Origin of the sequence: Fortiea contorta PCC 7126 (genome assembly GCF_000332295.1) — a bacterium.
Lineage (GTDB): Bacteria > Cyanobacteriota > Cyanobacteriia > Cyanobacteriales > Nostocaceae > Fortiea > Fortiea contorta.
In genome coordinates this window covers 3,464,348-3,484,495 of sequence record NZ_KB235930.1, presented here as the reverse complement: position 1 = coordinate 3,484,495, position 20,148 = coordinate 3,464,348, and the positions used below count along the sequence as shown (strand labels likewise).

Here is a 20,148-nt window from a genome sequence, read left to right as displayed (position 1 = left end):
ATACCATTAGGGAAACAGAGGTCTAACCACCAGTACTGCTGAGTAGTTTCTCTCCTTTGAGCATTCTCACCGCTGCTTCCAATAACGCTTCTTCTAAGTACGGTTTAGTAAAGTAGCCACTAGCACCCAGTTGGATAGCCATTTGTCTGTGTTTATCCGCACCTCGTGAAGTGAGCATGGCGATGGGTAAATGGTTGAGATTAACGTCTTTCTGGATGCGAGAGAGCAATTCTAGTCCATCACAACGCGGCATTTCTATATCACAAAATACGATATCACAAGGCAAACCAGAGCGGAGTTTGTCCCAAGCTTCCTGACCATCGCGGGCTTGTTCAACACGATAACCTGCTTTGTTAAAAGTCAAGGAGAGTAATTCGCGGACAGTAATCGAGTCATCCACAATTAGGACTGTGGGGTCAATTTTAACAGTCGGATTTTCTGTGAGGGTATTTTTTTGTTGCCAAGAGTTGTTATTTTGTCTAGACATCCTTCCAAGGAAGATGTCCATAATTTCCAAAACATCAGCGATAGGCATAATCCGACCATCACCTAAGACTGTAGCACCAGCGACGCCGATGGGTTTAGGTGCCGGCCCTTCAAATTGCTTAATCACTATTTCTTGTTCACTCAATACCAAGTCAATTTGCAAAGCAATCAGGTTACTAGCCGATCGCACCACCACCACAGACACCATATCATCATCTCTGTTACCACCGTAAACATTACCGCGACTGATGTGACGATTAAAAGCTAAAATTTCCTTCAGTGGTCGGAATGGTAGGGTTGTATCTCGCCAATAAATAAATGATTGTCCATCAGCAGTCTGCTGGATATTTTTCAGTGGTATATCCAAGGTATCTTCCACACCGTCCATCGGGAAAGCAATGCGGGCTTTATCGGAAACGCAGCAAAGGGCTTTACAAATACTCAAGGTTAGTGGTAAGCGAATGGTAAAGGTAGTACCTCTACCAACCGCAGAATCAGTATTTACAGTCCCGCGAATTTCACTAATTTCCGAACGAACCACATCCATTCCCACACCGCGACCAGAAATTTCATCTGCTTCGTCTTTGATGCTAAAACCAGATTGGAACAGCAAATCGTAGACTTCCGCATGGGTCATGGTTTTGGCTGTATCTGCACTAATCATCCCCAATTTTAGAGCCTTAGCTTTGACCTTAGCAGGATCAATACCCGCACCATCATCACCCACAGAAATCACCGTTTGGTTTCCTTGATGGAAAGCGCGGATAGTGATTTCTCCCACAGGTGGTTTACCCCCACTTTGGCGGATTTCTGGTGTTTCAATTCCATGAGCGATCGCATTATTGAGCATGTGGGTGAGGGGGTCTGTGAGATGATCTAAAATCATCTTGTCAATCAAAGTATTCTCACCTTCAACCACTAACTCTACTTGTTTACCGCACTTAATGGCATTATCCCGTACTCCCCGCCGCAAGCGATCAATAGCTTGGGAAAATGGCACCATTCTCGCTCGCGTCAAACCTTCTTGTAATTGGGTAGTCACTTGTCGAAACTGACGCGCTACTCGTTCGGTTTCTTCGGTGACAAAATCAATGTCACTAGCTGACTCCCTCACGCGCACAATCATTTCAATCATTTCTTGAGACAAGGTATGGAAAGGAGTGAAGCGATCCATTTCTAATTCGCTGAAACCCCGGTCTGTATTCAAGTCTGAGGGAGAAACGGCGATATCTCGATTTTTGCGGCTAGCTAATAAAGAGGCTTCCAATAGCGATCGCTCATATAATTCTTGCATCCTCGCGCCCACATCAGAAAGTTGTTGCACCTGAATCAGCAAATTATCTAGCGACTGTCGCAGACGTTCATGATCTTGCTCTAAGGTATTGCGGTTTACGACCAACTCCCCCACCAAATTGCTCATATCGTCCAGTTGCTTGACTGGTACTTTCATCGTCTCTTCAAATCTTCCCGCCCGGCGATTAGAAGGGCGTGGTATTTTATTAGTGTTTGATTTTACTGTTGATGAGTGAGATATTGTTTGATCTGCTTCCGCTAGCAGTTTCTCCAAATCACTAAATTCATCATCGATATCCAGCGAGGTCACAACTCTGCTCACCTTACCCTGATTAGCAGGTGGTGGAAATTGTGGTGAGTACACAGGCGCCGCTGGTATTTCTTGCTCATTCTCTCCACCCAGCAGCGCTTCTAAAGCGGCGAAATCCTCTGCTTGGATAGTGGTTTCTTTTGGTTTTGGCTGTGGTTCTTTTGCTAATAGCGCTTCCAAATCAGCGAATTCACTCAGAAAATCGGGATGATTTTCCGGAGCCATTTCTCCAAAAATTACAGCATTTTCTGTTTCATTTTTTGGTTCAGTTGTCTCCATCAACAAACCATCAATTTCATCAATATTATCAACAACCGAGTCTAGTTCTGAATCCGAAAATTCTTGATGATTGAGGATTTCTGAATTGATATCTGTACTTTCCTCGACCAATAAATTATCAATTAAATCCAATTCTTCAGCAATAACAGTGTCTATTTCCGAGATAGAAAATTCTGGATTATTTGGTATTTCCAGAGTTATCAAATCATTATTGATATCCAATTGGATATAAGTTCCATCATCAACAATGATATCTTCACTGTCCTGATTGACATCATTTTCTGTATCTTGGTTAGTAAATTCAGGAAGGAAATCTAAATTTTCAGGAGTTTGTTTTGTAGAAGAATTTCCCGATTGTAGCAACCTTCCTGCAGTTAACGGGACTTCATCATTACTGACAACAGGAGAAAGTGTAGTATTTCTTGGTGTTAAATCTGCAAATAAATCATCCTCATCGTCCAATAGTGACGCCACATCTCCTTGTGAGATTTGCAAATCAAAATCTTCTAATTCAAAACTTGCATCTAGAGATAATGTAGATTCTTGACTATCACCAAAAAAATCATTATCAGCTGCAGCCGTAAATAGACTTTCTTCTAATTCTTTAGCTATATCCTGGTCAACGATCGCCTGTTGCGTCTCTACAACAACTTCCTCACGCCAAAACTGGCTCTGTTCATCAGCAACATCAAGATTATCTGTTGTTTCGGGCGGTTGAATATCAAATAAATTTCCTAATTCCGATTCACTGATAGATAATAATGTATCTGCTGCTAATTCACTAAATAAATTATCTAGAGATAAGTTTTCTTGTTCAGAAAAATCTAAACTGACCTTATTTTTTTTGGGAATATCAACCTTTTCAATTTCTAAAAACAATTCATCAAAACTGTTGGGTTGATTTACAGATAGTTCTACACTAGGATCATCATCAGTTGGTATTTGAGTTATTTCTTTTGTAGGCAATATTTGAGGCTCATCTAGTTCCAACCCTAGTAAATCTTCTACCACATCTGGTGATATCGGTTGAGATTCATCTAGTTCCAACCCTAATAAATTTTCTACCACATCTGATGCAGATATCTCCACAGGTGGATGCCAAGTATCATGGGAATCCTGGGAAAATTCTCTAAAAATTTCGTCACTTTTGGAAATATTACTCAAATCAAAACTAGCAGCAGATGATGTTGCTAAATTTTCTGGTTTTCCCTTTTCTAAAAAATTATCACTAAATAGTAAGTTTAAGTCTGCTGCTGGGGAGCTATTTTCTGCTTCACGACTATTTGCATCTTCGTCAAGTGAAAGAAAATCAGCTAAATCACTGTCAGCATTTTCAGCATCACTGTCACGAGAATTGGAAGACAAATTATGTAGATTACTAATATCTAATATCTCTTCTTGTTGCCAAGTTTCATCTAGTTCTGGAGTCTCACCCTCGAACAAATCAGCAAGGGTATTTAACTCAGTTATTCCCACCTCTGGCCCTTTAGTCTCGGCTTTTTTGTGGGAGGGCGGATGATTGAGATCACTAGACAAAGAATCGAGCAACAAAGGTGCTTCTGCATCTGAGTGCAGTTGTTGTGATAAGTCAGATAAGCTAGTGATGGTATCTTGATTATCCACCAACAAATCGTCTTCGGGAACAACAAACAGCGTTTCTAATTGCTGACTAATTGTGATCTCATGATCCTTGTCTTGTAGGACTAATTCTTGAGCTTGTTTGATTTCTGTAATAACGATTTTAGCTAAAGTGAGATAGGTATTTTGGGGATTAGCGATCGCATTTGCTGTGGCTTGGCATAAACTACACCAATTAGGCAAACTTAAAGCTTCTCCCAGTTTAACTAACTGTCCACAACATTCTTGGAGATTTTGCCGATTTACAGGTGTAGTGTTTTGTTTAAACTGTTGCAACATTTCCCGCAGGATTTGTAACACTTGGATTTGAAATTCATCCCAATTTACTTTTATTTCCTTATGTTGGAAAACTTGTGCCGAAGAAATTTCACCAGCAGCTTTTTTGGCTGCATCTTCCACTTCTGAGAAATCTCTTTGCAAGAAAAGTTCTGTCAGTGTATTGTGATTTTCTATCGCTGGAATATTACAAGCTACTTCTGAGTTTCCTTGTTCTACCAACAGTTCTAAATGCTCATTCAACCATGTAAAAACTGGTTCAGTTTCTGACATCAAAGTATTAGCTGTCTCTGCTGACAAACCAAAGGGCCCGCTGAGATTCTCCAACAGCGCTTTCAGGGTATCAGAGACACCGAGAAACAGCGATTCTAACTTCTGGTCAACCTGAATTGGATTTTCTTTGAGAACTTTAAAACAATCTTCCAAACGGTGAGACGTATGCTGGATGCTACTTAAACCTAGCATCGCCGCTCCTCCTTTAATAGAGTGAGCCGCCCGGAAGACTTCGTTAATCATTTCTGGGTCGTTCAGGGTACTTTCAAGATTTAGTAATCCCTGCTCAATTGTGTTCAGGTGATCTCTGGCTTCTTCAATAAAGTAACCTAAAATGCGCTGTTGTTGTTCCGGCAACATAGTTTTTTTTTATCCAGGGTGGTCATTAATCATTGGTCATTGGTCATTAGCAAATAACAAATGACAAATTATCTAGATTCAAGGGTTTCTACGCGGAAACGTTCCACGGAAGCAATCAAGTCGCGGGAGACACCCACTAAATTTTGCAGAGCGCCAGAAACTCGCTGGGCTTCCTGGGAAGTTTCTTGCGCCGTCAATTCTACAGATTGCATTACGTGGGCGACGGCGCGGGAAGTTTCCGTTTGTTCCACAGTATCAGAGGTGATTGATCGTACCAGAATATCAATGCGGTTCGCCACTTGAATAATATTTTCTAGCGATCGCTTGGCTTCTTCTGCTAATTTTGTCCCCTTGATTACCTGCTGTGTCCCTTCTTCCATTGCGGTCATCACAGAGCCAGTCTCACTCTGGATTTGCATGACAATTTGTTCAATTTCTTTCAAAGATTTAGCTGATTTGTCTGCTAGCTGGCGCACTTCATCCGCCACGATCGCAAACCCCCGTCCCGCTTCCCCCGCTCGCGCCGCTTCAATACTCGCATTCAGCGCTAACAAGTTGGTTCTGGACGCAATTTGGGAAATCAACGCCACAATCTTAGAAATTTCTTGGGAAGATTCCGCTAATCGCTTGACTTTTCTAGTTGTTTCTGCTACTGTTTCTCGAATTTCTAAAATCCCGGCGACAGTATTTTCCACAGCTTCCCCACCTTTGAGAGCGATCGCACTCGCATCACGGGCGACAGTTTCCGCTTCCCTGGCTGCTTCCGCTACCCGCTGAATCGAGTCGGTCATCACCTGGACAGAATTGAGCGTCACGCCCAACTCTTCGGCTTGTCGCAAAGCGTCGCTAGATAAAGCTCTAGCAAAGGTTTCGGAATTTGTGGCACCTTTTGTCACCTCCTTCGCCGCCACTTTTACCTGTTGCACAATATCCCGCAGGTTTTGAATTGTCAGGTTAAAAGCATCCGCCACGGCTCCCAACACATCGGCTGTCACCTCAGCTTGGACTGTTAAATCTCCCCGCGCCGCACCTTCCACATCGTCTAGCAATCGAATCACTTGGCGTTGCAAGTTTTCTTTGGCTTCCTCTTGTTCATCAGCTTTGCGTTGGGCTTCGTTGGTAGTGGTGAAAATTACCCGCGCCATTTCGTTAAAGCCAGTTGCTAGCAGCCCTAATTCATCTTCAGAATAGACCGTCGCTTGCACATGCAAATTACCTTGACGCACAGCATCAAACTGCGCCTGGAGATCCTGGGTGGTGCGGCGAATCTGTTTGAGGGTGAGACTACCCATCCAGCCAGCGGTAGCAAAACCCGCTATTCCTGCAGCCAGAGACATCGCCCAACCTGTATTCCGCACTGACTCCCGTTGTTGGGGTGGGGAAAATGTAGTCGCTGCAAAGCTGACTGTTGCTACCACCAGCGCGGAAACTATACCCACACCACCTGCGATTAACCATTGTTTCTTTTCCAGGGGGGCATTTTCTAGAGGAGCTAACCAACCTTGCTCAACGCTGACATTCGGTTCCAGCTTCGAGACATCAGTTTGGGTGAAAACTGGTACAGCTTCCTGGGAACCGGTAATGGAGAATAATTCATCTTCGCGATCGCTATTTTCACGAGCTGAGGAAGACTCGGTGAATTTCCCACGGGAATGGCTACCAGTTTCTATCGCCCCAGAATTCATGGACTCACTAAAACTTGAGCGCCCTTCTGTCACTTCAAAATCTGGAATATTCCCGTCAAATCCGGGAATACCGCCTAAATCATCAAACTCATCAAAGTCGTCTAAAAATTCGATATTGCTCTGAGATTTACTGATACTTGATGTATTGCTGCTTGAATCCCCATCATTGGTAAATTCTTCAGAGCCAAAGGCAGAATCAAAAGCTTCAAAATCGAAATTATCATCAATTCCTAAGTTCTTTCTGGCTTTAGTTACGCTGGCAACAATCGGCTTTTGTACTGATACAAAATCGTCATTGAATGCGGCAGTATCATCTGCAAAATTATCGTCAATTTCTATCGGTTGTGCCCAATTTTCTGATGCAGTTTGCGGAAAGTCGTCTTGACTCACAAAATTGGAGCTATTAGTTACTGCTACCTCATCTTGCAACTCCGTTTTTTTCGTCAATAAAATATTTCTGCCTACACTATCTTCCTCCAATTCCTCATTACCAACAATTGGTTCAGAAAAATTATCATTCACTAAAAATTCAGTAGGATTTTCCCAACTATTACTGCTGGATAAATCAATTTCTGGGAATGGTGAATTATTATTGTCATTTAGAAAATCATTCGCTTCCGACTGTTCAAGCTGGCTTAATGAAATATCTTCCTGCCAAAAAGCAGGCAATTCTAGTTCTCCTTTTTGTTCCCAAATGTTAGAACTTGTCTCTTGTTCTTGATTTGGCTGCTGCAAACTAAAAGGATTATCGTTGCCAGCCGCAGAATCATCTGGTTTTACATCTGAAGAAAAACTATTTTCTGTGATATCAAAAGGACTGTTTAAAGATAACGCTTCTATCTGATTAATCTCTTCGATTTCCGCATCGGAATAATTTAAATCAAAGCTGTCACTATCTTCTAAATCTGTTAATTCTGCTGGTATGAATGATAGCTCTGCCGCTGCTTCAGCATCATCTCCCACAATCTGATTGTCTGATAATTGATACTGTTTGACATTTTCTAAACCACGATTAGCAAAATCGATAATTTCCGGCTCATTACTTAATAACAAAACTTTTTCGTATTCAGCCTTAGCAACGTCATATTTTTGCAAAACATAATAGGTGTGACCCCTCAACAGATGAGAGTTAGGGTCATCTGGTAAGTTTTCCACGACTTGATCAATTAAAGTAGCGGCAACTTCATATTTTTGTTGCGCGTAGGCTGTGTAAGCCTGCTTATAAATTTCTAGGTAATCATCTATACTTGTTGCCATTTCCTCGCTCCCAATTTCATCCTGCCCACCTTGCACTCCGCAAAATTGCCATTTGATCGAGCAGTCTCAGACACTGATGGTTTTGAGCATCTAATAACCACTCTCCACGTAAAAAGGGTGCCATCGTATCCGGAACATGAGTTGGTAGCACGAGATACTGGACATCCAGCCAGTCCATACCGCCAATTTCCTCTACCGCTAGACCCACTATTGTGTCTTGTTCTTCGATGGCAATTACGGGAATTTCCGCTCTATCTGTGTTTAATGCGGTTGCTTGTCCCAGAAACTGACCCAAATCAGCCACCCAAATTACTCGACCTCGCAAATTTAGAGTACCCAAAAGTAAAGGAGAAGCATTAGGAATCGGTGTGATTCTGTCAGGACTCAGTTCCATGACCTCTCGAATACCAGTTGCGGGTAGGGCAAATTCCTGATGGGAGGGAATGTAAAACCGCAAATGTAACTCACCCTCAGGACTTTCTACTTGTAATTCAGGACGGAAGTGGTCTTGACCGCTACCACTTAAAAAGTTGGGTTTGTTAACCATGTGGTATTCATCCTTATCCTCGCAGTAATTGTTTGACTGTTCCCACCAACTCGGTTGGTTGAAACGGTTTGGCTATATAAGCATCTGCACCCTGCTTCATCCCCCAGTAGCGATCAAATTCTTCGCCTTTGGAAGAACACATGACTACAGGGACATTTTGAGTTTTAGGATCGGCTTTTAGGCGACGACAAACTTCATAGCCGTTCATCCGGGGCATGACAATATCCAAGACTACTAAATCAGGAGGCGCGCTTTGAATAGCTTCCAAAGCTTCAACTCCATCGGTAGCATGGGTGACTGTTAAGCCGCTAGCTTTCAGGAGGTCTGTAATCATCTCCCTTTGTGCGATACTGTCTTCCACAATCAGAACTGTACTCATAAATGCCTATCTACCTCCTGATGTAGACGTTCCTTTTGGAACATTCCCTGAATTAAATCTAAGTATTTACTGTATAAATTAATTTTATTCCTTCACTAATTTACTAGATAATTACGTTGGTAGTGCGGTTAGTTGATTCTGTAATAACATTTTTTACCCGCTTCGCGTGCCATTTGTCACTAGTCATTGGTTATTTGTTATTAGGGGATAGGGGCTATTGGTTATTTGTCAGGAGTCCCCATGTCCTATGCTCTACTTGGTCTTTTTCGGCCCAAGACCATCAGTGGTTCCCCTATGCCCTTTTGATGTATTTCTCCACCAGCATCAGTAATTCAGTATCGCTAAACGGTTTTGTTAAATAATCTGTGGCACCAACCATCCTAGCTCTGACGCGATCAATAAATTGGTCTTTGCCAGTGAGCATAATAATTGGCACAAGCCGGAAAGCTGTTGCATGTCGCAGCATAGCGCAAACTTCATAACCATCTAATTCTGGCATGGTAATATCACAGAGAATTAAGTCTGGTTTGAGTTTAAAAACGAGACTTAAGGCTTCTAAGGGATTAGTCAGGGCGATCGCTTCATATCCTTGAGGCTCTAAGATAGACTCTACAGTCTCACCGATAGTCATCGTATCGTCAATACATACTATCCGCATCCTGTAGTTATCTTCTACTCTCATGGTTGACAAGTAACTACTGTAAGTACATATATTTGCATACATTAATTGCAGCCAACCCTGTTGTACATACGGATATATTGCCTTAGCAACTGTCAAGATGTCGCGGTTAAGATAGCGCGCTAGTTGTCGCAGGGAAGTTTTCCCATCCGCCCAATGTTTGAGTTTATTCATTGTGGGGGTTGGTAGTGAAGCGTGGAGATGAATTGTGTCAGCCACCACCGGTAATTGATCAGGTGATTGAATGTGTGGATATAATTGCTTCCACTCTTGCAGTTGCTGGGCAATTTTTGCTACCAGGGGAGTAATCTCTAAAGTGGTCAGTTGGGGGCTAAGAGCCGAACTTTGATGAAAAATGAAGCTCCCTTCATGTAAGCTCAGTAAATCAAACAGCGTTTCATGTACCAAACCGTGGATGATGTGACGCGCTATCTGAGGATTAATCAAATTCCGTTCTAAAAGCACCCACAAATAGCCATATTCTGCAGCATTCAGTGAACCTAGGGAGGCGAGCTGCATATCTTCGCGGATCTCGACTCGGTAATGATGTAAGTAGTCGTTAATTTCCGATAAACTACTATTACCTTCTTGACAATAGACAATTTGACCGTTGAGGAAAAAGACAAACCAGGACTGCTGCTTGCAGTTGTAAGAATGGTGATGTCGCGTCCCCTCATCACCACTGAGTTTGCTGCTGTGCTCAACGCTATCGGCTCTCACCAATAGTTGTCCAGTTCGTTGTCCCAACTCGATCAGTTGCAGGATACTACGTATATCAATTTCATTTAAATTTCCCTGCATTGAGGTAAAAACTGCTCCTTTTTGGATCTGTCTATTGATCTTCTGTGTTCATTCTTCCCTGGAATTTTCCCAGTTAACTCATTGGTCGTTGATCATTTGTCACTCGTTCTTAAAATTTTTGTAATCAGCTTTGACAATGTTAGTGATCACACGGTAGTCATCATCATGACCGTGAGCACAAAATATAAAGACGCGACTGGGTGGCTATTATATAAATTCCGGTGTAAACATCCTTGTCTATAAATAGTTTTGCTTGTGTGATTTTTGCTGTTGGCGGTTAAATACACGCAGGCTGACGAAATTAACTAAGGTATAACCCTAAACACGGGCATTAAGTACACAATAAGGATTAATGGTGTGCTGTATTTAGCAGAAGTACAAAAACAGAAAGGCGGCTTGCTTGGTAGTGGAGCCAAAACAGAACTGAAGCTTCTGGCTTGTCAGCGGACTGACCAGAATTGGAGTACTGTGCAAGAAGAGGTTATTAGCGCCGAGGAAGCAAGCAAGTTGAATGATGGCGCTCTGGTGCTGGTGGAAATCAATCCCAATCGTCAGGTACAGCGAATTCAGGAAGCGGGGCGTCCACTAGTGAACATCTTGCAGAATTTTTCTCGCCAGTTGGAAAAATTTAAGCTCAAGGAAGAAGAGATTGATCAATGGAAGCAGTCGTTGACGTTTCAGGCGCAGGAGTTGAATCGCCGCGAAATGGATATGGAAGCACGACTCGAACAATTGCAACAAATGGAAGATGATGTTGGGCGCCTGGAAGCACAACAACAGGAGATGGAATCATCTCGCCAAGAGATGGAAAAGTTGCAACAGGAAATTGAGCGCAATCGTCAGGAATTGGAGGGGGCTTGGGAGCATTTGCGGGGTGAACAGCGGCGTCTGGAGGAGCATCAAGCAGATTGTCAACAGGGAAATGTTTTAGATCCACAACAAAGCCGAGCGCTGAGTGAGTTACTTGAGCGTTTGTCTGATCGTGTTGCACCTATGGAAACAGTGGGAGAATATCTGCAAAGAATGTTTGCATCTGTGGAAAAACAACAAGCTACTTTGACCCCACATTGGCAATGTTTAGAACAAGACAAAACTGTGGCTACTCAACAGCAACAGGAGATTAATCGCTTTGAAGAAACTTTGGGCGATCGCCAAAATGCATGGGAACAAGCTCGTCTTTCTCTGGCGCACCAAGAAGCTGAGTTAAAAGCTAGCGCCGCTATTCTCGCTAGTAAGCAAGACTATCTACAAGTTCTCAAAACACAATTAAAAAATGAGGAAGATTTATATCAGCAAATTCAAACTTTAGCTGCAAGTTCTGGTGATGTTAGCCAGAAAATCGATGTAAAAGCTTTAGAAAATATGCCTCTGGCAGAACTGGAAAAAGTGGTGCAGGATTTGGCAGAAAAGTTTAATATTGATTCTAGTTTTGTCGATGATCAAGAACAAGAACTGAAATATAAACAAGAAACTATCGAAGACATCCAAAATAAGATAAATCAAGCATCAGATCGCGATGTGATCAATTTAGAAATTGAATTAGCGGATGAACAAGACCTTTACCAAATGCTCAATCAAACTTTGGTGGGACAACGCCGCAATTTATTACAGCGCCAGAAATTACTCAAACAACATCAAAACATATTACTCCACCGTCAAGGACATACTGTTGAACAGGCACAAGAACCACAAATTGATTTGAGTCCGATTCTTTCACAAACTGAAAACCAACGCCAACAAAAGTTACAAGAATTGCAAAAGCTGGAACGCGAGATTGAACAGATACGTGCGGGGATTGAGTTAACTGAGGGTATGATTCACAATCAAACTCAAGACTTGGCAGACAAACGTCAAGAAATCAAATTGTTAGAAAATAATTTGCTATCTCTGAAAACCGCAACCGCTGAGTGTTGGGGACGAGTTAATCTCTATCAAAAAACGCTACAACCAATTCAAGATGACTTGGATAATTTGCAAGCAAAGCTGGAGGAAATGGCTGAATCTTTGGCTCAGGTGCAAGAAATTGGGGATGAGCAACAACAAGCGATCGCCCAAATACGTCAGACTCTCCTCAGTTTCATGTCCCAACCAGAATTATTAGCTTCTTGACCTTATTTATTACTTTAGGAAAAGAAAAATAAATTTGGTGGCGCGACTAATCTAAAATAGTCCATTAGTCTCTCTACTATAGGGTGGGCGTGTCGCACGTCCTAATTTGTTTTTACCAGATATTGACCCAAAATAGCCAAAATATCCGATACAATCATCTGGAGAGACTCCAAATTATATTTAAGCTACTTATATGGTCACCAAATCTAATGTTCAGGTAACGATCGCCCTGACTGAACTGGACTTAGACGAAGAAGAACTACAAGCCCAAGTGCAGAATTTGCTACCCCAGTTGCGAGAAGTGGATGGGGTAGAGGACGCAGATTTAGTTGCAGTGACAGATGTACCCGTAGGTTCTAAGGCTTTGGGTGGTTTTGAGTTAGGAACACTAAAAGCACTAGTTAATCCAGCTTTCATCAAGCCTGTGTTTGAATTCTTCGGCCGTTTGTCTAATAAAACCTTTGAAATCGAAGTAGAAGCTTATGGTGAGAAATTCAAGGTGAAAGCTAGCAGTAAAGAGGATTTGACATTTCTCGCCCAGGAAACCCAAACTTTTTTGAACAACGCCAAAAACAGACAAGACAGCAAAAATGGCTAAGATAGCGCTGCTCATTGGAATTAGCGAATATGAGCCAGGACTAGCAGCGCTACCCAAGGCTGTGAATGATGTTGAGGCGATGCAGCGAGTTTTGCTCAACCCGGAAATGGGTGGTTTTGATGATGTTAAAGTCTTGAAAAATACCCCACGGCAAGAGATATCCGAGGCTATTGAAGAATTGTACAGCACTTGTCGGCACAATGACTTGGTGTTGTTTTATTTTTCTGGTCATGGTGTCACCGTAGAAAACGGTGACTTTTACTTTTCCACTCGCAACACCCGCAAACGTCAAGAACAATTGATAACAGCTTCAGCCATAGCCGCTAGAGAGGTACACGGCTGGATGAACAACAGCAAATGTAAGCGACAGGTAGTAATTTTAGATTGTTGCCATAGTGCTGCTTTTGCCAGGGGTTTTACAGCCAAAGATATTGGTAATATTGACTTGCAACAGCAATTAGGCGGTGAGGGAAGAGCAATTCTCACAGCTTGCACCTCAACACAAAAAGCTTATGAATCTGATCGGTTAAACTTGTCTATTTACACTCATTATCTGGTAGAAGGCATAGAAAAAGGTGCAGCCGATATAGATAAAGATGGTTCGATTGCGGTGGATGAGTTGCATGATTACGCAAAAAGCAAAGTGCAAGAAGCAGCTCCCGCCATGACGCCTGAGTTATATTACGTGAAAAAGGGTGATCCGATGTTTCTCGCTAAGTCACCCAAGGATGATCCTAAGCTGATATATCGCAAGGAAGTTGAGATAATTGCGCTTGAGGATGAAGGAGAGATTTCTGACACCAACCGTGATTATCTAGATGCGTTGCGAGAAACCCCGGAATTCTCGAACTTATCTCCTGATGACCTTAATGCAATCGAATTTGACGTACTGGCTCCTCATCGCCAACGCCAGGAAAAATTGCAACGTTATGAGCAAGCTTTTTTTCGACTTACAGAGTATCCACCTAGTCAAAAAGAGCGCAATGCTTTAAAACGCTTCCAAGATATCTTAAGTTTGCGAGATGAAGATGTCGCGCCGATAGAAGCACGGATTATTGGTCAACAAAAACCGTCTGCATCTGTGGAACAATTACCTGAACCTATTCAACCAAAACCAGCCAATCAGTTTGAATTTAACACGGCTACTATTACTGGTGTAAAATCGGGTTTCTTTGGGATAGGGAAAAGTTGTGAAATCAACCGCAGTCAGGGACGCGCCGAGTTTTTTACAGAAGACTTGGGTAATGGTGTAGTTCTAGAGATGGTATCCATTCCTGGTGGTCAATTCCGCATGGGTTCGCCAGAGAATGAGGAAGGACGAAGTGATGATGAAAGTCCCCAGCATACCGTCACTGTTCCACCCTTTTTTATGGGGAAATTTCCCGTCACTCAAGCACAATGGAAAGCCGTCGCTGGTTTTGAACGGGTAAATATTGATTTAGAACCCGACCCATCCTATTTTAAAGGTGCTAACCGCCCTGTGGAAAATGTTTCTTGGGATGATGCGGTGGAATTTTGCGCCAGACTAGCAAAAAAGACCGGGAAAGTCTATCGTTTGCCGAGTGAGGCCGAATGGGAATATGCTTGTCGTGCGGGAACGACTACGCCGTTTTATTTCGGCGAAACCATTACAACGGATTTAGCTAATTACCGAGGAACAGACTGGGAGTATCAAGGAACCACGTATCCAGGTAATTATGGTCGGGGGCCAAAGGGTGAATATCGAGAACAAACAACCGATGTGGGAAAATTTCCTGCAAACCCCTTTGGTTTATTTGATATGTGTGGTAATGTATGGGAATGGTGTCAGGATGAGTGGCACGAAAATTATAATGGTGCGCCGGCAAACGGCAGTGCATGGGTAAGTGGTAATGATAATCAATATTACCTGCTCCGTGGTGGTTCGTGGGACTCCATCCCAGGTATTGCCGTTCGGCGTATCGCGACTGGTTCGCGCGCGTCTACAGGTACAGCGTCGTCGGTTTTCGGGTTGTGTTTTTGCGGGGCAGGACTTAGTATCCCTTTACACTCTTACCCTTTATACCTCTGCACTTTTTTCTTTACCCTTCTTAATGTTTCGCGCTCTGCGCGATCAAATTATTTTTTAGATTTTTCAGATGAGTGATTTACCTATCATACAGAAAACTTACGATTTTATCAAGTGGTATGTGCCAATTTTAAACCGCCTTCCCAGAGATCATAAATTTTTATTAGGCAATCGCATCATTACAGAACTATACGACCTACTAGATGTTCTAATCATAGCACGGTACGCTAAACAGAAGTTAACTCATTTAGAATCCTTGAATAGTAAGTTAGATATCTTACGTTATCAAACTCGCCTGCTTTTAGATTATAACTTAATGAAAACTGAACGTTACGAACATGCCCAAAGGCTTTTAAATGATATTGGGATGGATTTGGGCGGATGGATAAAACAACAAAAAAGTAAAAATATAGATGAAAAGATCCGGGAACCTTTGGCATGAAGTTATAGCATTTGATAATTTATTATCAGCAGCCCAGAAAGCACAAAAAGGTAAGCGCTTTCGAGAGAATATTTTAGCGTTCAACTACAATTTAGAGCAAGAGCTATTTCAATTACAAGCAGAATTACAGTCAAAAACATACTGTCCGGGAACATACAACACATTTCAAATTTATGAACCCAAACCGCGAATGATTTCGGCGGCTCCCTATCGTGATAGAGTTGTGCATCATGCCCTCTGTAACATACTTGTTCCTATATTTGAACGCACATTTATTAGTGACTCCTACGCTAATCGTATAGGTTTTGGCTCTCACCGTGCTTTACGTCGCTTTACTCAATTTGCTCGTTCCAGTCGTTATGTTTTGCAAGCTGATATCCGTAAGTATTTTCCTAGTATCGACCATGAAATTTTAAAGTCACTCATATATCGTAAAATTAAATGTCCTGATACTCTTTGGTTAATTAACACGATTATTGATAACAGCAATTTCCAAGAGCCAGTTATTCATTACTTTCCAGGGGATGATTTATTAACGCCTTTGCAAAGACGATGTGGTCTACCAATTGGCAATCTCACGAGCCAATTTTTTGCTAATGTGTACCTAAATAATTTTGACCACTTTGTTAAAGAACAAATTAAAGCATCTAAATATATTCGCTATGTTGATGATTTTGCTTTATTTTCAGATGACAAAGTATTTTTAGAAACTGCTAGAGTCAAAATAGAAGAATATCTCTCTAGTTTAAGACTTAAAATTCATCCGATAAAAAGCCAATTATTCACAACAAAGCATGGAGCTAATTTTGTCGGTTTTCGCATCTTACCAAACCAGATTCGTGTACGCAGTGATAATCTACGTTTGGCGATAAAAAGATTACGACAAATGCTTCTGGACTATCATGAAGGTAAAATTGATACTCAAAAAGCAACCCAATCACTACAAAGTTGGGTTGCTCATCTAAAGCACGGTGATACATGGCAATTACGCCAGCGAATCTTTAGTAGTTCAATAGACTTCTTGCAGAAGTCGGGAACTCTTAACTCTTAACAGGGAACAGAGAGTAAAAAAGGTACTTTTGCAAGAGGTTCAATGTTTGACTTACCGTGTTAATTTGGAAGGTGGGTTAGACGACACCGACTGCTGCGCGGTGGTTCGTGGAACAACAATCCCAGGAATTGCCGTTCGGCGAATCGCAACAGGAACGCGCGCGACAACAGGAACAACAACGTCGGTTTTCGGGTTGTGTTTTTGCGGGGCAGTACTCTTTTGTGTCAGAACTAGTAAATGGGAATTTATTGGGAGTACCAAACAAGAGTCCAGGTTTAATCCAGTGAGATTGATGACAATCTCCGAATATCAAAGCGAGTCAGATAGCTTGGTAGGCTGCAAAGTCGAACAGTTGTCTGATTCATTGAGATTTTTGTTAGTCTGGTGAAATGTGGGTATGATTCAGATCAGTAATGATGAAAACTCAAAATGAAATTATCAAACAGGGCTACGATGCCTTAATCAATTCTTTGGGAATTACTGACACTATTCGGTTCATTCAATATTTTAGCTCTGGTAAAGGAGACTACACCAAAGAACGTCATCAATGGCTGGATAAAAAAACTTTGGTGGATGTGTTGCAGGAGATAGAAAAATTGTCCGAAGAAGACACCAATCAATATGATGAAATTATTGAGTAACCTAAACTTGAACTAAAAATTAATGTTAAGTTTTATGTGGCTGTTTTTAGCGATCGCTTTTGCAGAAAATTAGTATCGCCAGATGTGCTTTTGGCTCTAGAATTAGTCTGGTTTGGCTGCGTTTGCGGGTTGTTGAAGACAAATCCAATCGCCTTGTACTTGGGCGATCGCACCGCTAGGAAAAGGATCGGTTTGCGCTCTGTTCGGCGCTGTAATTAAAGCTGTTAATTTTTCGATGTGCTCAAAACTTGGTGCATCAGGCAATATCTGTTGTAATACTTGACGCATGACTCGGCGTTGCAATGCTAAGGGTGCTTTCTGCAATACCCGTCGATTTAGTCGCACGATAATTTTTGGGGAAGATGAGGATATTGTTTCCCTGTCTCCCATCGCTTCTGCTCGCAACTCACGTGCTGCTTGCTCTAGATACTCGACTTCTGCTTGCAATAGTTCGGCTGTTTGGGCTATGGCTGATTCTACTTTGGGGTTGAAATTTTCTTGCAAATATGGTATTAATTCTTGGCGAATGCGGTTGCGAGCATATTTGTAGTCTTGATTGGTGGAATCTTCCCAAATTGGCAATTGAAATTCTTGACAAAATTGGGCTGTTTCTTGACGAGTGACTTCTAAAAGTGGACGCACCAGCAGAATTTGTGCTGTTAGTGGGCGCTTCCAAGTCAGAGCTTGCAAACCATCGGCGCCAGTACCGCGAATTAAGTTGTAAATTAGGGTTTCTGCGCGATCGCTGGCGGTGTGTCCTGTGACAATATATTGGTAATCATGGGACTGGGCGATTGCGTTTAGTGCTTGATACCGCCAATCTCGCGCCGCTGCTTCACTATTTAACGGTTGTGTGGCTATTTCTAAATAAAAAGACACACCCCAAGTTTTTGCTATTGTTTCTACATGCTGGGCGTTGGCTTGGGAGTCAACTCGCCAACGATGATCACAGTGAGCAATACCTAATTTCCATCCCCATTTTGACTGTAAATCTAACAGTAATTTAATTAAACACAGCGAGTCCTGTCCCCCAGAAACAGCCACTAATAACTGTTGATTGCGCTCAAATAAGTGGCGCGAACGAATGGCGCGATGGATTTTTGCATGTAGGGGAGTCCATACCATTAGCAGGGAACAGAGAATAGGGAATAGGGAATAGGGTTAAAAATCTCTTTGTGTAAGCGTTTTATCTTTAGTTTACGTCCTAACCTATGTGGCTACGGCCATATAATTTAGAAATCAGGACTATGTTCTTCATCCCAACATTTATTGTCCTTCCAAGTTCTGCGCGTATGTAGACAATCTGATTGATTATCTATCCAAGGAATTGATGTTGGGTTAGACGCAGCATCATTCTCGGTAAATATGGTGAATAGCAAAGAAAAGGTCGAAAAAGTGCAGAGCGGTAGAACTAGAAAAAATATTAAGTACAGTAACGTTTGATTAAAATTTTTAAAAATTTTAGTTTTCTTCTTAGAAGAATTACTTTTTTTCGATTTTGAATTCAATAGCATTGCCACACTCCTGATGAAGATCTAAAAATCTTTATTAGTGGTGTGCATCCCTGTAACTATGGACAAATAATATACTAAGAAAATATTGTTCACTATGATAATAATACTGATAAAAATTGGACACAAATAAATATTACTGATGGGGCATTGGGCAGAGGGAAAACACAGTTAAGTTTGTTTAAAAATGTCCGGTTACTTAGCGATCGCACAGAACTTAATGTGGGTTGTAGGGACGGAGTTTACCCGCCCTTAAATCAAAGGGCGGAGGGAGACAATTTTTAGAAAAACCAGCCGTAAGAATGCAAACCTTTGCCCAAAAGATTCACGCCCAGGTAGCAAATCCAAACGATAACGAGGCCGCTGGTAGCTAAAATTGCTGGACGGCGCCCTTGCCAACCCCGAGTAATTCTAGCGTGGAGATAGGCGGCGAAAACTAACCAAGTGATTAACGCCCAGGTTTCTTTGGGATCCCAACTCCAATAGGAACCCCAAGCTTCGTTAGCCCAAACGCCACCGGCAATAATACCAATTGTGAGTAAGGGAAATCCGAGTCCAATAATGCGATAGCTAATATTGTCGAGGGTTTCGGCTAGGCTGAGGCGTTGGGGTGAAAGGGGTTCTGAGTTTTGAACGGAGGTTGTTAATACCGCTGCATCCAAAACAGCGGTGTTACTGTTACCGTTGTTATTGCTTTCAAAACGGACTGCGCCGTTAGTTTCGATGGTGGGTGCAGCTGATTCAGTGACTAACTCACCGGCTTTTCTTAACTGATAGCCATTATTGCGGTAGCCACCATTACCAACAGAACTACCTTGGAGTTGGATGTTTTGACCGCGAGTGACGATGAGAAAGGCGATCGCTAACAAAGAGCCTACCATCAAAGCGGCGTAGCTCAACATCATCACGCTCACGTGCATCATCAACCAACTTGACTTTAAAGCAGGTACTAGGGGTTCTGCTACTTGCATTTGTGATGGTAATGTCAAGGTAGCAAAACCAGTAATTCCCATGGCTACGGGGGCGGTGAATACTCCCACTAGCCGACTCCGACTGCTATTTTCTGCAATCAGGTGGACAGCAGTGATTCCCCAAACCAGAAAAAACAGAGATTCATATAAATTACTGAGCGGAAAATAGCCAGCTTCTATCCAGCGCGCGCCTAATAGAGTAGCTATACACAAATTGGCGATCGCTATTCCGGCTGTCCCCAAAGCGGCTATTGTCGGCAGATTCGGAAAAGCCGCCCCCACCCAATACACCAACATCGTCAAGAACAAGACGGCAAAGGAAGTAATATCTAGCCAGTTCTGGAGTACAACCAGATTCATAAAGTGTTCTCCTCAATGGATTGTGCAAAATATGGATTCTGACTGTTCTGATCCTATCTGCTTCAAGGCGCATAATTCATAGGGCATGGGAATTGGTATTGACCAAAGAAAGGATGTAGACGCTTCCTCTCTTTATGGGTGAGGTAATTTCCATA

13 protein-coding genes and 1 pseudogene are annotated in these 20,148 nt (G+C 42.3%); 7 read left to right on the top strand and 7 right to left on the bottom strand.

The genetic code is table 11. The features are described 5' to 3' along the window. Positions 1–22: 22 nt before the first annotated feature. The 5 genes from MIC7126_RS0116030 to MIC7126_RS0116010 form a co-directional block, all read right to left on the bottom strand. Positions 23–4,915: a hybrid sensor histidine kinase/response regulator gene (locus MIC7126_RS0116030; protein ID WP_017654177.1), complete on the bottom strand. Its 4,893-nt coding sequence runs from the start codon at positions 4,913–4,915 to the stop codon at positions 23–25. A gap of 68 nt (positions 4,916–4,983) precedes the next feature. After that, on the bottom strand, positions 4,984–7,857 hold the full coding sequence (locus MIC7126_RS0116025; RefSeq protein ID WP_017654176.1) for a methyl-accepting chemotaxis protein: 2,874 nt from the start codon (positions 7,855–7,857) through the stop codon (positions 4,984–4,986). Between the two features lie 16 nt (positions 7,858–7,873). After that, positions 7,874–8,404: a chemotaxis protein CheW gene (locus MIC7126_RS0116020; RefSeq protein ID WP_017654175.1), complete on the bottom strand. Its 531-nt coding sequence runs from the start codon at positions 8,402–8,404 to the stop codon at positions 7,874–7,876. 13 nt (positions 8,405–8,417) lie between these two features. Beyond that, positions 8,418–8,783, bottom strand: a complete 366-nt coding sequence (locus MIC7126_RS0116015; protein WP_017654174.1) for a response regulator transcription factor — start codon at positions 8,781–8,783, stop codon at positions 8,418–8,420. A gap of 292 nt (positions 8,784–9,075) precedes the next feature. After that, a complete protein-coding gene (locus MIC7126_RS0116010) occupies positions 9,076–10,263 on the bottom strand; it encodes a response regulator (RefSeq protein WP_017654173.1) in 1,188 nt (395 codons plus the stop codon). A gap of 357 nt (positions 10,264–10,620) precedes the next feature. Here MIC7126_RS0116010 and hmpF point away from each other — a divergent pair, with 357 nt between their 5' ends. From hmpF to MIC7126_RS0115975, 7 genes and pseudogenes are all read left to right on the top strand, one after another. Beyond that, positions 10,621–12,372, top strand: coding sequence for a pilus motility taxis protein HmpF (hmpF, locus tag MIC7126_RS0116005; RefSeq protein WP_017654172.1), 1,752 nt, complete (start codon positions 10,621–10,623; stop codon positions 12,370–12,372). Positions 12,373–12,565: 193 nt separating this feature from the next. Then, entirely contained in the window at positions 12,566–12,970 is a 405-nt protein-coding gene (locus MIC7126_RS0116000; RefSeq protein WP_017654171.1) for a hypothetical protein, read from the top strand. After that, positions 12,963–14,986 (top strand): annotated as a pseudogene (locus MIC7126_RS27725) (caspase, EACC1-associated type). Before MIC7126_RS0116000 ends, MIC7126_RS27725 begins: the two are co-directional and overlap by 8 nt. 101 nt (positions 14,987–15,087) lie before the next feature. Further along, on the top strand, positions 15,088–15,459 hold the full coding sequence (avd, locus tag MIC7126_RS0115990) for a diversity-generating retroelement protein Avd (RefSeq protein ID WP_017654170.1): 372 nt from the start codon (positions 15,088–15,090) through the stop codon (positions 15,457–15,459). Continuing rightward, positions 15,431–16,510, top strand: coding sequence for an RNA-directed DNA polymerase (locus MIC7126_RS0115985; RefSeq protein ID WP_017654169.1), 1,080 nt, complete (start codon positions 15,431–15,433; stop codon positions 16,508–16,510). The genes avd and MIC7126_RS0115985 overlap by 29 nt, the downstream gene beginning before the upstream one ends. A gap of 90 nt (positions 16,511–16,600) precedes the next feature. Beyond that, positions 16,601–16,744, top strand: a complete 144-nt coding sequence (locus tag MIC7126_RS0115980; protein WP_154655997.1) for an SUMF1/EgtB/PvdO family nonheme iron enzyme — start codon at positions 16,601–16,603, stop codon at positions 16,742–16,744. 179 nt (positions 16,745–16,923) lie between these two features. Further along, positions 16,924–17,151 (top strand): hypothetical protein, encoded by a 228-nt coding sequence (locus MIC7126_RS0115975; RefSeq protein ID WP_026100307.1) that lies wholly within the window; start codon positions 16,924–16,926, stop codon positions 17,149–17,151. Between the two features lie 102 nt (positions 17,152–17,253). Here MIC7126_RS0115975 and tilS read toward each other — a convergent pair whose 3' ends face one another. Together tilS and ccsB are read right to left on the bottom strand one after the other, a co-directional pair. After that, entirely contained in the window at positions 17,254–18,276 is a 1,023-nt protein-coding gene (gene tilS, locus MIC7126_RS0115970) for a tRNA lysidine(34) synthetase TilS (protein WP_017654166.1), read from the bottom strand. Between the two features lie 667 nt (positions 18,277–18,943). Then, positions 18,944–19,993, bottom strand: a complete 1,050-nt coding sequence (gene ccsB / locus MIC7126_RS0115965) for a c-type cytochrome biogenesis protein CcsB (RefSeq protein ID WP_017654165.1) — start codon at positions 19,991–19,993, stop codon at positions 18,944–18,946. Positions 19,994–20,148: the final 155 nt, after the last annotated feature.